Raw genomic sequence first — 15,690 nt, 5'->3', positions numbered from 1 at the left:
TGCGAACGCGAGGGTGACTCGGAGGTGTCCGGGTCACCCTCGCGTCAGCGAAGAGGTAAGTCATGAGTACGGAAACGGAGAACCGGGCCGGGCGCCGCGCGACCGAGCGTGGCAGCGCCCGCGCGGAAAAGAAGATCCCGGTGGTGGGAACCTCGCACGCGCGCACCTGGTCGGTGGGTTTTGTTATCAAGCTGGTCCTCATGGCGCTGGTCAACGCGCTGGGGATCTACATTATCGCGGCGGCTTTTAACGAGGGATCGTGGATCCTGGTTGCTGTAGCTGCGGCGGTGCTGGGCATCGTGGATTACGTGTATTTCTCGCGGAAACATCTGGCTGCCAAGTACCTCACGCCGGGGCTGGTATTCCTCGCGATTTTCCAGGTGTTCGTTATCCTCTACACCGGTTACATCGCGTTCACCAACTACGGCGACCGCCATATGCTCACCAAAGAGCGCGCCACCGAAGCACTGCTGCTCACCTCCACCCAGCGGGTTGAGGGCAGCGCGCAGTACCCCCTCGCGGTCGTGGACGCGGGCGGGGAACTCGGCTTCGCTATTGTGAACGACGACGGCGCGGTGCTCGTGGGCACCGAGGATGCACCTTTCGTCGCTGTGAAAAATGCCCAGGTCAGCGGCAAGCGCATCACCGAGGTGCCCGGCTATGAGATCCTCACGCCCGCCCAGATCGGGGCGCGGCAGGCGGAGATCACCGCGCTGCGCGTCCCCATGAGTGAGGACCCGGGGGATGGATTTATTGGAACCCAAACTGCCACAACCGGTTTTGTTTTCCAATCGACCCTCAAGCACGACGCCGTGGCCGATACCCTCACCGATATCACCACGGGCAAGGTCTATCACGCTGATTCCAGCGAGGGCTTCTATCGCGCTGACGACGGTGAAACTCTCAATACCGGCTGGCGAGTGACAGTGGGCTTCAAGAATTTCGCTGATGCCTTCGGTGATGCTCGCTACGCGAGCCCCTTCCTCAAGGTGCTGGTGTGGACTTTCGCTTTCGCCTTCCTCTCGGTGGCGACCACTTTCCTACTGGGCATGTTCTTTGCGCTGGTCATGAATGATGAGCGGATGCGCGGGCGCAAAATCTACCGCACGATTATGCTGCTTCCCTACGCCTTCCCCTCCTTCATGACGGCATTCCTCTTCGCCGGTATGCTCAACCCGAAGTACGGGTTCTTCAACCAGGTGCTTTTCGGGGGTGCGGAGATCGGGTGGCTGACCGATCCGTGGCTGGCCAAGCTTTCCGTGATCCTGGTGAATCTGTGGATGGGCTTCCCCTATATGTTCCTCATCTGCACGGGGGCGCTGCAATCCATTCCGTCCGAACTCAATGAGGCGGCGGAGATCGACGGCGCGGGCGGGCTTAAGCGGTGGCGGTATATTACCTTGCCGCAGCTCATGATCCAGGTGACTCCGCTCCTCATCTCCTCCTTCGCCTTTAACTTCAATAACTTCAACCTCATCTACATGCTCACGCGCGGCGGCCCGCAATTCGCGGACGCCTCGGTACCGGTGGGCTCCACGGACATCCTCATTTCGATGGTGTACCAAATTTCCGGGCTTTCGGGCGCGGCAACGAAGAATTACGGCCTGGCTTCGGCCATGTCCATCCTCATCTTCGTTATTGTCGGCACGATTTCCCTCATCAGCTTCCGGCGTTCGCGTTCAATTGAGGGGGCACAGTAATGGCAAACGATTCCATCATGACGGTTCCCGGCGGTGCTGCTGGCGGCGTGGGTGTAACCGCGCGCGGCGCAGTTCCCGTGATCGAGGAGAAGATCAGCCATAAGGAACGCCATCACAATAAGGTGAGTTTCGGGCGCTGGTTTTCCCAGGTGGGCTTCCGGCACCTGGTCGGGCTTTTCGCCGTCGTCTATTCGGCCTTCCCGATTATTTATGTGCTCTCCGCAGCCCTGAACCCGAATACCAAAACGACGCTGACGTCTGCGAATTCCCTTTTCTCGGAGATCTCGACTCAGAACTTCACCCAATTGGGAACCTCGACGATGTTCTGGCGTTGGTTCGCTAATACTCTGGAGATCGGGATTTTCTCCGCGCTCGGGGCGGTTCTTATGGGAGCGGCCGCGGCCTACGCATTTTCGCGCTTCCGCTTCCAGGGGCGCAAAGGCGGGCTGCTGGCCCTCATGGTCATTCAGATGTTCCCGCAGCTGCTGGCATTCGTAGCAATTTTCTTGCTGCTCAGCCAGCTCGGCGAGGTAGTGCCGGTGCTCGGGCTGGACTCCAAGCTCTCGTTGATCTGCGTGTACCTGGGCGGGGCCTTGGGCGCCAATACCTTCCTCATGTACGGCACCTTCAACTCCATTCCGATGGAGCTGGACGAAGCGGCGAAGATCGATGGTGCTAGCCATTCGCAGGTCTACTGGACCATCGTGCTCCCGCTGGTCACCCCGATCCTCGCGGTGGTGGGACTGCTGGCCTTCATCGGAGCCTTCAACGATTTCATCCTGGCCTCCACAATTCTCTCCAAAGAAGAGAATTGGACCCTGGCTATCGGCATGAATATTTGGGTGGGTGGCAATGAGAAGCAATGGGGCTGGTTCACAGCCGGCGCGGTCATCTCCGCGCTCCCGATTCTGCTCCTCTTCCTCTTCCTGCAGCGTTACATCGTGTCGGGACTGACGGGCGGATCCGTCAAGGGGTAAGCCCGGTGGCTGATTCCTCCGGTTCGGGCGGCCGGTCACCTGGTAATGCTCCGCCGGAGCTGACCGGCCACCCCTGACATATTTACTCATAACCCGGACTTTCCGTCGGTGATTTGCCGAGGAAAGTCCGGGTTATTGGTTCGGCAATGGGGCACTATGTGTTTTTCGAGCTGTACTTCATTTGTTATACGTGCGAAGTACACCTCGGAAAAAACACCCCTGCCTCGCCGCACCGCTGCCGTGGATCGACCAAAGTGCAAATCCTGAACCGTTGGGGTCGCGTAGTGCAAGCCCAGGGACAGAAATCGGGCCAAAATGGTGCGTAGATTTGCACTTTGCTTTGTGTGTAGGCAAAGGCGTGGGCCCGGTGGTCACGTGACCACCGGGCCCACTATTGCGCCGCTGCCAGGCGCCGCCGCGAAGGAGCTAGTACGCGGCGCGCGGAGGCGGCTATCTTAGGCGGCTGCCGTAGCCTGCTGCTTTAGGCGGCCGCAGCTGCTGCGGATTCCTCCGTGCCCTCATCGCCCCCGCCGGCCGTGGCATCCCCGCCAGCCGTGGCATCCCCGCCAGCCGCCCCGGCCGCACCACCTTCAGCTTCAGCTTCAGTTCCTGCTGTTGCTTCAGCTTCTGCATCGAGGGCTTCGCCTGCCTCAACGCCCGCGAGTTTCTCAGCCGCGTGGTGGAGATAAACCACCCCGAGCGGGGGAAGCTGGACCGGAGCCGAGTAGGGCCGGCCGTTCCAGCCGATCTCCTCCGCGTGGACCTCCCCGAGATTACCCACCCCGGAACCGCCGTATTCCACCGCGTCGGTATTGAGCACTTCCGTCCAGGTCCCGCCGTCCGGCAAACCGATGCGGTAATCGTGGTGGGGGATACCCGCGAAATTGCAGGCCACCACAACAACATCCTTGCCATCCGCGGAGCGGCGCAGGAAAGTAATGACGTTATTATCGGCATCCGAGCCGTCGATCCACTCGAATCCGTGCGGGGTGAAATCATCACTCCACAAAGCCGGATGCTCCACGTAGAGCTCGTTGAGCCGTTTGACAAGGGACAAGATGCCATCGTGTTCGGGCTGGTCGGTCAGCCACCAGTCCAGAGAGGCGTCGTCGTTCCATTCGCGGATCTGCCCGAATTCCTGGCCCATGAACAGCAGCTGCTTACCCGGATGCGCCCACTGGTAGGCGAGCAATTCACGCACGCCGGCGCGTTTTTGCCAGTCGTCGCCGGGCATCTTTTGGTAGAGCGAGCCCTTGCCGTGCACCACTTCATCGTGGCTGAGCGGCAGCAGATAGTTTTCCGAATAGGCGTACACCATGGAGAAGGTGATTTCCCCGTGGTGCCAGCGCCGATTGACCGGCTCCTCCTCGAAGTAGCGGATGGTGTCATTCATCCAGCCCATATTCCACTTGAGGCCAAAGCCGAGCCCGCCGCTATCCGTCATCGCGGTGACGCCCGGCCAGGAGGTGGATTCTTCCGCGATCATCATGACGCCGGGGTTGCGCCGGTAGGCGGTGGCGGTGACTTCCTGGAGGAAGGAAATAGCCTCGAGGTTTTCCCTCCCGCCGTAAATATTGGGTTGCCACTGCCCGGCTTCCCGCGAGTAATCCAGGTAGAGCAGCGAAGCCACGGCATCCGCGCGGATTCCATCGAAATGGAATTCTTCCAGCCAGTACAGCGCATTGGCCACCAAGAAATTCCGCACTTCCCGGCGTCCGAAATCGAAGACCAGGGTGCCCCAATCCGGATGCGAGCCGCGTTGCGGATTCGGATCTTCGTACAGGGCCTGGCCGTCGAAACGCGCGAGCGCCCACTCGTCGGTGGCGAAATGCGCGGGGACCCAGTCGGTGATGACCCCGATCCCAGCCTGGTGCAGCCGGTCAATGAGGTAGCGCAGGTCATCGGGGGTGCCGTAGCGCGAAGTGGGGGCGTAATACCCGGTCACCTGGTAGCCCCACGACGGCGTGAAAGGATGCTCGGCCACCGGCATGAATTCCACGTGGGTGAAGCCGCAGTACTTGACGTGCCCGATGAGCTGGTCAGCGAGCTCCCGGTAGGAAAGCCCCTTGCGCCACGAACCCAGGTGGACTTCGTAAATGGAGACCGGCCCCGAAGCCGGATCGGTACGCTGGGCCATCCAGGCGTCGTCGTTCCATTCGTAGTTGGATTCGGTGACGATAGAGGCGGTGGACGGCGCGGTTTCGCTGTAGCGGGCCATGGGATCGGCCTTCTGGTGCCAGCTCAGGTCCTTGTACTGGATCTCAAACTTGTAGCGCGCCCCCGCGCCGGCGCCCGGCACGAAGATTTCCCACAGCCCGGAGCTGCCCAGGGAGCGCATGGCGTGCAGGGAACCATCCCAGCCGTTGAAATCACCGACCACCCGTACGGCGAGCGCATTGGGCGCCCACACCGAGAAGGCCACGCCCGTGACATCCCCGAGAACGGAGGGGAAGTGGCGCACATGCGCGCCCAGTGCGTTCCACAGTTCTTCGTGGCGCCCCTCCGAAATGAGGTAAATATCGGTTTCGCCCAGGGTGGGCAGGAAACGGTAGGGGTCATCCCCGCGGCTTTCCACGCCCCCGTACGAGGCCACCACCCGGTAATCGGGCACGTTGGGGGTGTCGAGCACCGCGCGCCAAATTCCGTTGTATTCGTGTACGGCAGGCACCCGCCCGTCCAGCGTTTCAATAAATACCGCATCCGCGAGCCGCCGAATGGTGCGAATGGTGACGGTGCTGCCGTTGGAATGGGGCCCGAGGACATCGTGGGGTGCGTAGTACCAACCCTTGGAAACAGCCTCGAGCGTGCCTTCATCAACTTCTACGTAATCAGACATGTGTGCCTCTCTGCACGATGGAGCGTAGGCGGTCAGAGCGGGAAACCACCCGCGCGCGCCGGTGATGTGCTGTGTCCTGCCAAGCGGCATCGCGGAATTTCCGGGAAGTACCGCGCGACTATCTACATATCCCAGGATACCTGAAAGATGCGCGATCCCGGGCCGCGGCTGCCTGCCGTGGACAGTGCGCGGGCCGGGTGCGGAGGAGGTGGCGGGCGTGGGTGGTGGTGTGCGAAGGGCGACGACGCCGCAGCCCGCCGCGGGGCGGCGGGCTGACCTGCGGATCTGCTAGTTCTCGAGCAGGCGGTGGACTCCGCCCAGGGGGAGATCGATCCAGTCCGGGCGCTGATTGACCTCGTACACAACTTCGTAAAGTGCCTTGTCCAGGAGGAGGGCGCGCAGCAGGGGCCGGTGCGCGGCGGGAATCGCGCCGTAGCCGGATAGGAAAGCAACTTCCGCGGCGCGGGTCCACGCGCGCATGCGGGAGGCGGGCTGGCCATCGCGTTCGCCCTGGCCACCGGCGTAATCGAAGGAACGCAGCATGCCGGCCACATCGCGCAGGGCGAGGTCGGGGGCCACGCGCTCGGGGAGCGGGCGCAGGGGCTCACCTTCAAAATCGAGGGCCACCCAGCCACGCCCCGGCACATCCACAACCTGCCCGAGGTGGTAGTCCCCGTGGATGCGCTGGAGCGCCGGCCAGGCAGTGGCCGCGGCGGCGGCAAAAACCTCGTTGATGCGCGCACGGCTGGCCGCTAGCTCGGGGGCCGCAGCAAGGGCGGCGCGAGCTCGTGCATGCCAGCTGGCCAGCTGCGCTTCGCGCAGCTGCGGCGTCGCCGCGGTGGTACCCAGGCGGGTGGCGAATGCGGTGTGGAAAGCGCGGGTGAGGGAGCCGAGTTCGCGGATGCGTTCGGAAAAATCGCCCAGCAGCGCGCGGGGAGTATTCAGAACGGGGCTGTTCGGGGCGGGGAAAGAGCTCGTGACGACGCGCCAGGCGTCGTGGGCGCCGGTGAGGAACTCCTGCGCCACCAGCACATCGCTGCCCGCTGCGGCCGGACCGCCCACGAGCGCTGCCGAGCCCCACTGCGCGGGGACTGTGCCGGTATCCGAAAGCGCGGCCTGCAGCTCCACGTCCGGGTTCGCGCCCGGGCTCAGCACCCGAAAGAGCTTGATAATGAGGGGCACGGTGCTGGTCTGGTAGATGATTGAGCTATTGGATTGTTCGCCGCTCAGCGGCCGGGCAGCGCGGTAGCTCCCCGGGAAGTCGGCCGGGCGCGTGACCAGGTCAAGGGTGCTGTTGGTGGGCTGGCTCGGTGCCTTGCTGAGCGCCGGGGAATGTAGGAGGGGTTCGCTGCCCGGCTGGCCGGTGGCGGCCTCGAAGAGGAAACGCTGGCCGGCAGGATGCGTGGTCGCGTCGAAAATAAGGTGGCCGCGGGCGCGGGCAACCGGGGCGGGTGGCTCAGCCGGCGCGGTTGGCGCGGCCGGCGCGGTTGGCGCGCTCGGCGCGGCGTCGTCGTGCAGCGCGGACCCGGTAGCGGGGGCGAGGAGCAGCGGGACGTTGTAGAGCGTAGAGCCGGCGTCAATAATGAGCCAGGTGAGGGTGAAAGGCTCTGCGCCGCACGTGAAGTCAGCGCGGGCCCGCAGGTAGAGCGGATGGGCTTCGCCCCGGTACCAGCGCCGGGCGTGCATCCACGCCTCGAGTTCCGGAATCCGCTCACCGATGTCCCAACTCACGCTGCGTTCCCTTCTTCATGATCTGCGGTGTTCGCCGCGGTGGGCTTTTGCGCGGGTGCCGCGGCCGCCGGCGGCGCCGGGCGGGAGAGCGCAGCGAAGTCCACCTGTTCTCCGCTTTCTGCGGCGCGGGCACCTTCCACCGGGCCCGGTTCCGCTTGCCCGGGCGCATCTAGTTTGAGCCAGAAGAAATTGCGGCTGCCCAGCGTGACGTCATAACCGCCAGCGGCACCGACGGCCGGGAAACCTGCCCCGCCAAACACATCCGTGGCCAGCCACCCGGCATAGTCGGGCAGCTCGATGCGCCCGGCGCGCGGGGTATTGGCCAGGTTCATGATGCAGAGGAGGGTCTCCTCCGGGCAGGAGCGAGTGAAAGCGAGGATCGCGTCGTTATTCGATTCGCGCAGCACAAAATCACCCGAGCCCATGGCCGGGTGCCCGCGCCGCACCTCCAGAATCCCGTGAATCCAGTGGAGCAGCGACGCCGGCTGCGCGAGCTGCGATTCCACGTTGACCGCCTGGTAGTTATAGGACAGCGAGGTAATAGCCGGCAGGTAGAGCTGACCCGGATCCGCGGTGGAAAAACCGGCATTGCGATCTGGACTCCACTGCATCGGGGTGCGCACGCCGTCGCGATCCGGCAACCAAATATTGTCGCCCATCCCGATTTCGTCGCCGTAGTAGAGGTAGGGCGAACCGGGCAGGGAAAGCAGCAGCGCGTGCGCCAGCTCGATCTCCGCCCGGGAATTCCCCAGTAGCGGGGCGAGGCGGCGGCGGATCCCCACATTAGCTCGCATGCGCGGATCGTCGGCATACCAGCCGTACATGAGGGCGCGTTCTTCCGTGCTCACCATTTCCAGGGTGAGTTCATCGTGATTGCGCAGGAAGGTACCCCACTGGGCCCCGGCCGGAATCGCGGGGGTGCGCTCCAGAATCTCCCGGATCGCGGTGGCACGCTGGTCGCGCAAAGCGTAATAAATACGCGGCATCACGGGGAAGTGGAAGCACATATGGCATTCGGGCGCCTGCGCTGTTCCGAAATATTCGACGACGTCCTCCGGCCACTGATTCGCTTCGGCCAGCAAAAGCGTGCCGGGAAATTCCTCATCGAGGACCCGGCGCACCTTCGCGATAAACGCGTGTGTTTCCGGGAGGTTTTCGCAATTCGTGCCTTCCCGCTCATAGAGGTAGGGGATGGCATCTAGGCGCAGTCCGTCCACCCCTAGCCCGCACCAGAAGCGGAAAATATTGAGGACCGCTTCGTGCACCTTGGGATTATCGAAATTCAAATCCGGCTGGTGGGAGAAGAAACGATGCCAGAAATACTGTTTGCGCACCGGATCGAAAGTCCAATTGGAGACCTCGGTGTCCACGAAAATAATGCGGGCATCTTCGTATTTTTTATCGGTGTCCGACCACACGTAGAAATCCCCGTAGGGCCCTTCCGGATTCGCGCGGGAGGATTGGAACCACGGGTGATCCGCGGAGGTGTGGTTGATAACGATATCGATGATGACGCGGATACCGCGCCGGTGGGCCTGATCAACTAGCTCCCGAAAATCATCCATCGTGCCGTAGCGAGGATCCACGGCGGTGTAATCGGCGACGTCGTACCCGCCGTCCCGCCCCGGGGAAGGGTAGAACGGCGGGATCCAGATGCAGTCGATCCCCAGCCACTGGATGTAATCGAGATGCGCGATCAGGCCGCGGAGATCACCAACGCCGTCGGCATCGGTATCTCCAAAAGCCTTGAGCAGCACCTCGTAGAACACCGCGTGGCGATACCACTCCGGATCATCGATTAGCCCGGGGTGTTCGGACTGGGTGATGCGGGGCCCGGAAGTGGCAGCGTTGAGGGAAGGAAGGGACATAGGATCAGAGGGCCTTCACGGAGAGAATATGCGCTGGGGTGGTGAAGGGGTTGAGCCGCACGAAGGGCCGGTTATTCCACTGGAAATGCCCGCCGCCCAGCTCATCCACCACCTCGATATGCTCGGGTGCCTCGCCGCGCGGCAGACCGCTGGCATCGAAAGCACCGAAAGCGGACATATCCAGAGAGATCTCCGCCTCCTGGGTGGTATGCGGATCGAGGTTGAGCACCACAATCACGCGGTCCGCGGTTCCCGACGGAGTTTCCTCCGGGCGCGCCACCTTCGTGAAGCACAGAATATTCGGATTCGACGTGGGGTTAATGGTGATCCCGCGCAGGCGCTGGAGAGCCACGTGCTCCTTGCGGATCTCGTTGAGGCGGGTGAGAAGCCCTTGGATACCGTAGGGATCGCGGGTGTAATCCCGCGGGCGGTATTCGTATTTCTCGTTGTTATTCATTTCTTCGAAGCTGCCGCGCGGCTCCGATTCCACGAATTCATAACCGGAGTAAATCCCGTAGGAGGGCGCTCCCATCGCCGCCAAAATCGCGCGGATCTTCCAGCCGTTCGGGCCGGATTGTTGGAGATAGGGGGTGAGGATATCGTGCGTCGTCGGCCAGAAAGTGGGGCGCAACATCGCATCCGATTCCCGGCCGACCTCCCACAGGTAGTCCTCAATTTCCTTCTTTTCGTTACGCCACGCGAAGTAGCAGTAGGACTGGTGGAAGCCCACCGCGCCCAGACCCCGCATCATCGGCGGGGCGGTGAACGCCTCGGCCAGGAAAATAACCTCCGGGTGGGTGCGGCGGAATTCGGCCAGCAGCCGCTGCCAGAAACTCACCGGCTTGGTATGCGGGTTATCCACGCGGAAAAGCGTGACCCCGTGCGAAACCCAGGTTTCCAGCACGCCCTTGACCGCCTGGTAGATACCTTCCGGATCGTCATCGAAATTGAGCGGGTAGATATCCTGGTACTTCTTCGGGGGATTTTCCGCGAAAGCGATGGTGCCGTCCGGGCGGTGCAGGAACCATTCGGGGTGTTCGTGCAGCCACGGGTGATCTGGGGAGCATTGCAGTGCAATATCGAGGGCGACCTCCATGCCCAGATCCCGGGCGGTGGCTACGAAGGCATCGAAATCCTCGAACGTGCCCAGATCCGGGTGGATGGCATCATGCCCGCCCGCTTCGCTGCCAATCGCGTAGGGCGAGCCGGGTTCACCGGGCTGGGCAATCAGCGAATTATTCTTCCCCTTGCGATCAGTCAGGCCAATCGGGCTAATCGGAGTCAGGTACACCACGTCGAAGCCCATGGAGGCGATGCGGGGCAGATCTTCCGCCGCGGTGCGCAGGGTCCCGGAATGCCAGGTGCCTTCGTCGTCGCGCCAGGCTCCCACCGAGCGCGGGAACATTTCGTACCAGGCGCCGTGCAAGGCCAGTTCGCGGTCCACGGCGAGGGGGAAACGCGCCGATTCGCTCACGAAATCGCGCACCGGATACCTGTGGATAATATCTTCGACGACGTCGGACGTCACGGCCGCGAAACGTACCGAAGCCGGGATGGACTTTTTTCGAACGACGTCGATAGCGTCATTAATCGCCGGCCGGTCCTTTGAACCGCGCGGCAGCAATTTCGCCACCCTCTTGAGCAGCTGCTCGGCTTCGAGGAACACCAGGTCAATATCCTGGCCGACCGGGAGCTTCGCTTCGGCGGTATGCCGCCAGGTGGCCAGCGGATCCGACCACGAGCGCACAAAGAAGGCCCAATCGCCCGGCTCGGTGGGGGTGAGCCAGCCTTCGTAACGGCCCAGGCCCGGGCGTACCAGGACCATGGGAGCGTTCTGAACTTCGCGACCCTGCGGATCAACGAGGACGGCTTCACAGCCGAAAAGATCGTGCCCTTCGCGCCAGACGGTGGCCTGCACCGGGAAAGCTTCATTCACGGTTCCCTTAGCGGCCAGCGAGCCGTTTTGCACGCAGGGTGTCACATCCATAATCGGGATGCGGGCGATATTGGCCCGCGGGGCGGGGGCCGGGGCCACAGGTGCCTGCGGGAAAGCCGGCGGGTACCCTTCGGCGTTTGCACGGCCGTGCGTGGTAGGGGAGGCTGGGGACGTAGCGGTGGTTTGTGCCGCGGGGGTTTTCGCGGAGGTCTTCGCGGGGGCTTTTGCGGAGGTCTTCGTGCTTTTTGCCGATCCGGAGGCCTTTGTGGACTTTGCCGCGGTGGTGCTCTTCGTTGAGCGCCGGGTGGCCGCGGGTTTCTTCGGGGACGCTGCCTTTGCCGTTGCTGGCTTCTTCGCGGTGGCGGACTCCGCGGCGGCTGGCTTCGGGGCCGCGGGCGTGGTTGCCGGCTTCTTTTCGGGCGTGGATGCCGAATTCTTCGCGGGCGTCGTCGGTTCAATGGACATGGCTTATCTCCTCGTATCCTCGGGCGACATATGGCGGGAGTGCGTGCAAGCGGCAGCAACCCCACGGCTCGAGCGGCGACGCACGAGCCGATGATGCGTCTGTGTAAGGATGCTCACAAGCCCAATCCTATTAGGTTTCCGGGCTTCTGGCACACCGGCCCGCGGGGGTGGACGCATGGCAGGTTGGCTGCGTCGTCGTATGCGTGAGCTTCGGTCCGGCGCCACGGGAGGCACTATGTGTTTGTCGAGCTGTACTGCATTTGTTGTACATGCGAAGTACACCTCGGGAAAAGTGCCCCCGTCCTTGCCCTTGTTCTTGCCCTTGTTCTTGACCTTGTTTACGGAGCGACCAAAGCACAACTCCTGAACGGGATCGCGTAGTGCACGCCTCTTGTGTCCGGTGTAATGGTACTGGAGAACACCGGGCCTAACAGAGTGGTACTGCACGGCAGAAAACCGGGTGCTGGCTGTAGCTCCAGTACCACTTTGCGAGCCGGTGGAATACTGGTCGGTCAGTTCCGTCATTGGGTTCGCAGAAAGTAACGTCCTGACGTGGAGGTCTACAAAATGTAACCTCCCGCCATGACGTGCCTGCAAAAAGCAACGTCCTGGCGACTACGCGCACAAAATGCAACCACAGCTCACGAAATTGGTTTCTTAATGTAGTTGGTGTTGCTTTTTGTGTTAGGCGGTAGCCGCCGAGTGCTGGGAAGCGTTCCGCGACCAGGCTGGCCGGCGCGCTAATACACCATCTGGAGTGCTTCACGCACCTCCGCGAGCGTCTTATTGGCGCGCTCGTTGGCAATCTCAATACCTCGGCGCACAATCCCATCCACGTAACCGGGATCCTTGGCCAGCTCGGCGCGCTTGGCCCGGATAGGCGCAAACATCTCATTAATCGCTTCGGTGACGATCTTCTTGAGCGTACCGGCCCCGCCGTCGCCAATTTCTTCCGCGATCTCCACCGCGGGCCGCCCCTGCGCCAGCGAAGCCAACAGCAGCAAATTTGCCACTTCGGGGCGGTTGTCCGGATCGTAGGTAATATGCCGATCCGAATCCGTGACCGCTTTCTTGATGCGCTTGGCGGTTTCATCCGCGCTCATACCGATTTCGATGGTGTTACCGCGCGATTTGCTCATCTTGGCGCCATCCAAGCCCAAAATAGAGGTGCCCTCAGAAAGCAGGGCCTGCGGGCGCGGGAACACCGGGGTTTCACGCCCGGCCGGGCGGCCGTAGCGCGCCTCGAAACGATCAGCGATCACGCGTGCTTGTTCGAGGTGGGGGAGCTGATCCTTGCCCACCGGCACCAAATTAGCTTTGCAGAAAAGGATATCCGCGGCCTGGTGAACCGGGTAGGTGAGCAGCAGCCCGGAAAGGGGCCGCCCGCCCGTTGCCTCGTGTTCCGCCTTGACGGTGGGATTGCGGCGCAGCTCGGCGTCGGTCACCAAAGAAAGGAAGGGGAGCATGAGTTCGTTGAGGCCCGGAATAGCCGAATGCGGGAAAATAACCGCGGCATCCGGGTCGATACCCACCGCGAGGTAATCGGTGGCCAGGGAACGCACCCGTTCCCGGATAGGCCCGGTGCCATCCCGATCCGTAATGACCTGAAAATCGGCGATAACCAGCCAGGTTTCCACGCCTTTGCGCTGCAATTCCACCCGGTTGCGCAGCGAACCGAAGTAGTGCCCCAGGTGGAGATTCCCGGTGGGGCGATCCCCGGTGAGAACCCGGAATTCCTCCGGAGAAGTGTTGATCTTCTCCTTGATTTTCTCACTCAGGCGCTGCGCATGCGCCAGGGACGCGGCGGACGTGGACCGTTCGAGGGATTCCTCGACACTCATACCTTGCTCCTTCAGTCATACACCCAGGTCATACCCCCGAATTCCCCGGGAGCACGCTCTGCTTGTCTATTGTAGGCGCCGCTCGCCCGCTACCGCTCCGGATTGGCGAAGTACAGCTGCATCGTCAGCGGCTCCACCCGGGTGGAGGCCCCGGGCTGGTAGATACGCTCCGAGGACCGCGGGGTGGGCCAGGAAGAATCCCAGGCCAGCGCGAAGGGATTACCGCGCCCCTGCGGGAACCGGATAGGAACGTGGTGATTTGAGCCGTTGATGACCACGAGCGCATCGGCGTCGCGCTCAGAACCGGAACGCAGCATTTGCAACAACCGATTCGAAGGATCGAACCACCGGTGCTCGGGCATCGGTTCGCCGGTATCAGCAAACCACTGCAGATCGGGAATGTGATCGCGCCCGGAGGGCGATTCGGTGTAGAACATGCTCGGGCGCAAGACCCGGTGTTCGGAACGCAGCCGGAAGAGGTACGCCACGGTTGCCTGCAGCTCGCGCTGCCATTCCTCGCGGTCCCAATCCAGCCAGGACACGTGATTATCCTGGCAGTAGGCGTTGTTGTTCCCGAATTTCGTATCGGCAAATTCGTCGCCGCCGTAGAGCATGGGTACCCCGGCGCTGAAAACTAGCGTGCCGATGAGGTTGCGCATGGTGCGGGTGCGTGCCTTGAGCACGCCCTCGGGAAGCGGGGAGGTATCGGTGCCTTCCCCTTCTACCCCGTGGTTCCACGAGCGGTTGTTATCGGTGCCGTCCCGCCCGTTTTCTCCGTTGGCTTCGTTGTGCTTGGAATCGTAGGAGACCAGGTCGTAGAGGCTGAAACCATCGTGCGCGGTAATGAAATTGACGGAGGCAAGCGGCCCGCGCCCGGAGGGGGAACGCCCGTGCCCGAAAAGATCGGCGCTGCCGGCCAGGCGGGTCGCCACGTCGCGCAGGTCCCCGCCCAGGCCGCCGCCGGCAACCGCGCGCTGATCGGCCACCCAGAACTGCCGGATGGAATCGCGGTAGCGGTCATTCCAGTCCGCGGTGGGCGGCAAGAAATTACCGGTTTGCCAGCCGTTCGGCCCCAGATCCCAGGGCTCGTTAATGAGCTTGACGTTGGAAAGAATGGGATCGGTGGCCATCGCCAGGTAGAGGGGGTGGTTGGTATCGAAATGATCGCCCCGGCGTGCCAGGGTGGCGGCCAGGTCGAAACGGAATCCGTCCACGCCGATCTCGCTCACCCAGTAGCGCAGCGAATCGAGGGTGAGCTGGAGGACGGGCGTGCGCCGGAAATCCAGAGAATTCCCGGTGCCCGTGGTGTCATAAAACTGGCCGGGCTGGTTGGGTACCTGCATGTAATAGGTGGTTTGCCCGAAGCCGCGTAGCGAGACGGTGGGTCCGTTGACCCCGCCTTCACAGGTGTGGTTATAAACCACGTCAAGGATGACTTCCAGGCCGGCATCGTGGAGACGTGCCACCATATCGCGTACTTCTTGCAGCACGGCCAGGGGTCCAGCGGCGCGCGCGGTGGCGGTGGCCAGGCTCGGCTCGGGAGCGAAATAGGAGAGGGTGGAATACCCCCAATAGTTGGTGAGATCGCGTTCGGTGAGGAACGGTTCTGACATTTTCGCGTGGATGGGCAGTAGCTCCACGGCTGTCACGCCCAGGGAACGCAAATAATCGGTGACGATCGGGTGCGCTAGGCCGGCGTAGGTCCCGCGTAATTCTTCGGGGAGGGCGGCTAGCTGCTGGGTGAGTCCGCGCACGTGCGTTTCGTAGATAACCGTGTGGGACCAGGGCGTATACGGGTGGCGGATATGCGTTTCCGTGGGTGCGGTCACGACGCCGCGGCACATGGCCTCCAGGGAATCGGTATCGTCACGTTGCGGCGGAACCGGGACGGGATCCAGAGCGTCATTCACCTTGTGCCCGTACAATTCGGGTCCCAAGCGCGGGGTGCCGGTTATGGCCCGCGCGTAGGGATCAAGAAGGAATTGCGCGGGGTTAAAACGCATCCCGGTATCGGGATTCCACGGGCCGTGTACCCGGTAGCCGTATTCTTGACCGGCACGCACCCCGGACACGTGCCCCACCCAGGTGGTGAAACTCGCGTCCCGATGCAGGGAATAGCGACGCTCGGTGATACCCGAGGCACTGCGATCAATAAGGCACAGGTCAACAGCGGTCGCGTGCGGAGCCAGGACAGCGAAATCCGCCCCGGTATCGGTGAGGTGCGCCCCCAGACGCACGGGCCGCAATCGGACGGGCAGAGCACGCTCGGAGGCGCGCGCCACGTACCGGGATGCGGTCGGGGAAGTAGCCGGTAATGAAGTCACCTTCGTATTGTC

The 15,690-nt window shown here is 62.7% G+C and carries 8 protein-coding genes; 2 read left to right on the top strand and 6 right to left on the bottom strand.

What is annotated here, in order from left to right:
• The first annotated feature begins 62 nt into the window (after positions 1 to 62).
• Positions 63 to 1,700 (top strand): ABC transporter permease subunit, encoded by a 1,638-nt coding sequence (locus tag QP828_RS06080; protein ID WP_274732446.1) that lies wholly within the window; start codon positions 63 to 65, stop codon positions 1,698 to 1,700.
• Positions 1,700 to 2,677, top strand: a complete 978-nt coding sequence (locus QP828_RS06075) for a sugar ABC transporter permease (protein ID WP_126134885.1) — start codon at positions 1,700 to 1,702, stop codon at positions 2,675 to 2,677. Before QP828_RS06080 ends, QP828_RS06075 begins: the two co-directional genes overlap by 1 nt.
• A 481-nt stretch (positions 2,678 to 3,158) precedes the next feature.
• On the opposite strand, the gene glgB is transcribed toward QP828_RS06075, so the two are convergent.
• The 6 genes from glgB to glgX form a co-directional block, all read right to left on the bottom strand.
• Positions 3,159 to 5,513, bottom strand: a complete 2,355-nt coding sequence (gene glgB / locus QP828_RS06070) for a 1,4-alpha-glucan branching protein GlgB (protein WP_274732447.1) — start codon at positions 5,511 to 5,513, stop codon at positions 3,159 to 3,161.
• A 288-nt stretch (positions 5,514 to 5,801) separates the two neighbouring features.
• The gene (locus tag QP828_RS06065) at positions 5,802 to 7,244 is read right to left on the bottom strand and encodes a hypothetical protein (RefSeq protein ID WP_284891347.1); all 1,443 of its coding nucleotides are present in this window, start codon (positions 7,242 to 7,244) and stop codon (positions 5,802 to 5,804) included.
• On the bottom strand, positions 7,241 to 9,112 hold the full coding sequence (treS, locus tag QP828_RS06060) for a maltose alpha-D-glucosyltransferase (protein WP_274778654.1): 1,872 nt from the start codon (positions 9,110 to 9,112) through the stop codon (positions 7,241 to 7,243). The genes QP828_RS06065 and treS overlap by 4 nt, the downstream gene beginning before the upstream one ends.
• Before the next feature lie 4 nt (positions 9,113 to 9,116).
• The gene (locus QP828_RS06055) at positions 9,117 to 11,513 is read right to left on the bottom strand and encodes an alpha-1,4-glucan--maltose-1-phosphate maltosyltransferase (RefSeq protein ID WP_284891345.1); all 2,397 of its coding nucleotides are present in this window, start codon (positions 11,511 to 11,513) and stop codon (positions 9,117 to 9,119) included.
• A 740-nt stretch (positions 11,514 to 12,253) separates the two neighbouring features.
• Positions 12,254 to 13,354, bottom strand: coding sequence for a tryptophan--tRNA ligase (gene trpS / locus QP828_RS06050; protein WP_126134888.1), 1,101 nt, complete (start codon positions 13,352 to 13,354; stop codon positions 12,254 to 12,256).
• Between the two features lie 89 nt (positions 13,355 to 13,443).
• Entirely contained in the window at positions 13,444 to 15,678 is a 2,235-nt protein-coding gene (gene glgX, locus QP828_RS06045) for a glycogen debranching protein GlgX (RefSeq protein ID WP_274778656.1), read from the bottom strand.
• Positions 15,679 to 15,690 lie beyond the last annotated feature (12 nt).

The organism is Actinotignum sanguinis, from assembly GCF_030230305.1.
Lineage (GTDB): Bacteria > Actinomycetota > Actinomycetes > Actinomycetales > Actinomycetaceae > Actinotignum > Actinotignum sanguinis.
This window is presented reverse-complemented; position numbering and strand designations above follow the sequence as displayed.

Bases quoted from the DNA above. Each gene is read 5' to 3' on its own strand.
- glgB (WP_274732447.1), bottom strand. From the start codon at position 5,513: ATGTCTGATTACGTAGAAGTTGATGAAGGCACGCTCGAGGCTGTTTCC.
- QP828_RS06080 (WP_274732446.1), top strand. From the start codon at position 63: ATGAGTACGGAAACGGAGAACCGGGCCGGGCGCCGCGCGACCGAGCGT.
- QP828_RS06055 (WP_284891345.1), bottom strand. From the start codon at position 11,513: ATGTCCATTGAACCGACGACGCCCGCGAAGAATTCGGCATCCACGCCC.
- QP828_RS06075 (WP_126134885.1), top strand. From the start codon at position 1,700: ATGGCAAACGATTCCATCATGACGGTTCCCGGCGGTGCTGCTGGCGGC.
- trpS (WP_126134888.1), bottom strand. From the start codon at position 13,354: ATGAGTGTCGAGGAATCCCTCGAACGGTCCACGTCCGCCGCGTCCCTG.
- treS (WP_274778654.1), bottom strand. From the start codon at position 9,112: ATGTCCCTTCCTTCCCTCAACGCTGCCACTTCCGGGCCCCGCATCACC.